The following is a 1,881-nucleotide window of genomic DNA, read 5'->3' as shown; positions in this document are numbered from 1 at the left end:
GCCCGGTCCCGCTCCGGCTGCCGCCCGCGCAGGTGGCCGGTCGCCCGCTCGCGCAGCGCGGTCACCGCCGCCGGGCCGACGAGGCCGGGCAGCCGTACCCATCCGTGGTCCTGGAAGAAGGCCACCTCGTCGTCGGTCGCCTGGCGTACCGGGATGTCCATGGCGACAGTGTCGCATCTAAAGCAAGCGCTTGGTAAGGGTCTTCCCGGCGTGGGCGGCGTACACTCTTGGCCAAGCGCTTGGTCGCCTCGGCGGCGAGAGAGCGCTCCGGATGCGGTCACCAGAGGCGAGGAGGGCCCGCGGGTGCGGCGGTTCAGGTTCGGGGCTGTGGTGCGGCAGGCGGAGTCGGGCAGGGAGTGGGCCGAGAAGGCCAGGCGGCTGGAGGCGGCCGGGTTCGGCGTCCTGCTGGTGCCCGACCACCTCGTCGGCGGGCGGTTCGCGCCGGTGGCGGCGCTGACGGCCGCCGCCTGCGCCACCGACCGGCTACGGGTGGGGACGCTGGTGCTCGCGAACGACTTCCGGCACCCGGCGGTGCTGGCCAAGGAGGCGGCGACGCTGGACGTGCTGTCCGGCGGGCGGCTGGAGCTCGGCCTCGGCACCGGCTGGATGGCCGGAGACTACGCCTCGGCCGGTCTGGCCCTGGATCCGCCCGGGGTCCGGGTGGAGCGGCTGGCCGAGGCCCTGACCGTGCTGAAGGGGCTGTGGGGCGACGGGCCCTTCTCCTTCGACGGCGTCCACTACCGCATCCGCGGCCTGGACCAGCGGCCCAGACCGCTGCAGCGGCCCCGTCCCCCGTTGCTGCTGGGCGGCGGCGGCCCCCGGATGCTCCGGCTGGCCGCCCGCGAGGCGGACGTCGTCCACGTCACCATGCGGGTGAAGCCGGACGGGAGCGGCCCCGACCGCGACGACGGGGGGCGGGAGGCGTTCCTCGCCAAGCTGCGGACGCTGCGCACGGCCGCCGGCGACCGCTACGGCCGCCTGGAGCTGGGCACGAGCGTCATGCAGGTGGGGGTGCGCAAGCCCGAGGAGGCGTGGAGCGCCGCCGACAGCGCGCCCCTGGACGGGACGCCGCAGGTGCTCCTGGGCACCCGTCGCGACGTCGTCGACAGGCTCCGTCACTGGCGGGACGAGCATGACGTCTCCTACTTCGTCATGCACCACGAGACCGACCTCGACGTCTTCGCCCCGGTCGTCGAGGAGCTCGCAGGGACGTGAGCCGGGGGTCGCCGTGACGGGAGCGTGCCGGATGATGGTGCCATGGACGAGATGTTGCTCCTCAGGCACGGCGAGACCGAATGGAGCCGCACGGGCAGGCACACCGGCCGCACCGACGTGCCGCTGACCGCCCACGGCGAGGACCAGGCGCGCACCCTCGCACCCCTGGTCAAGGAGGGCGGGTTCGGCCTGGCCCTCACCTCCCCCGCGCAGCGCGCCCGCCGCACCGCCGAGCTGGCCGGACTGCCGGAGTACGAGGTGGACCCCGACCTGTGGGAGTGGGACTACGGCGGCTACGAGGGCGTCACCACGCCGCGCATCCGCGAGTCGCGGCCCGGCTGGTACCTGTGGCGCGACGGCGTGCCACCGGGCGACACGGAGCACCCGGGTGAGACGGCGGCGCAGGTGGGGGCACGGGCCGACCGGGTGATCGCGCGCGCGAAGGCCGCGGAGGGGCGCGTCGTGCTTGTGGCGCACGGTCACCTGTTGCGCGTGGTGGCGGCGCGCTGGCTGAGGCTCCCGCCGGAGGACGGGCGGCTGTACAAGCTGGAGACCGGCACGTACTCACGGCTCGGCTTCGAGCACGGCGAGCCGGTCATCGTGACCTGGAACGCCCCGCTCAACGGCACCTGACCCCCCGACGCCCCCACCCCGGCCCACGCCCGG

General features: G+C 75.0%; 2 protein-coding genes. Both read left to right on the top strand.

Annotated features, from left to right (window positions below):
* Positions 1-303 precede the first annotated feature (303 nt).
* The gene (locus tag DQW85_RS23650) at positions 304-1,215 is read left to right on the top strand and encodes a TIGR03621 family F420-dependent LLM class oxidoreductase (protein ID WP_240197383.1); all 912 of its coding nucleotides are present in this window, start codon (positions 304-306) and stop codon (positions 1,213-1,215) included.
* Positions 1,216-1,257: 42 nt separating this feature from the next.
* A complete protein-coding gene (locus tag DQW85_RS23645) occupies positions 1,258-1,848 on the top strand; it encodes a histidine phosphatase family protein (protein WP_113702268.1) in 591 nt (196 codons plus the stop codon).
* Positions 1,849-1,881 lie beyond the last annotated feature (33 nt).

Origin of the sequence: Nonomuraea lactucae (genome assembly GCF_003313395.1) — a bacterium.
Lineage (GTDB): Bacteria > Actinomycetota > Actinomycetes > Streptosporangiales > Streptosporangiaceae > Nonomuraea > Nonomuraea lactucae.
The sequence above is the reverse complement of the archived record's forward strand: the minus strand, read 5'-3'. Positions and strand labels throughout refer to the sequence as shown.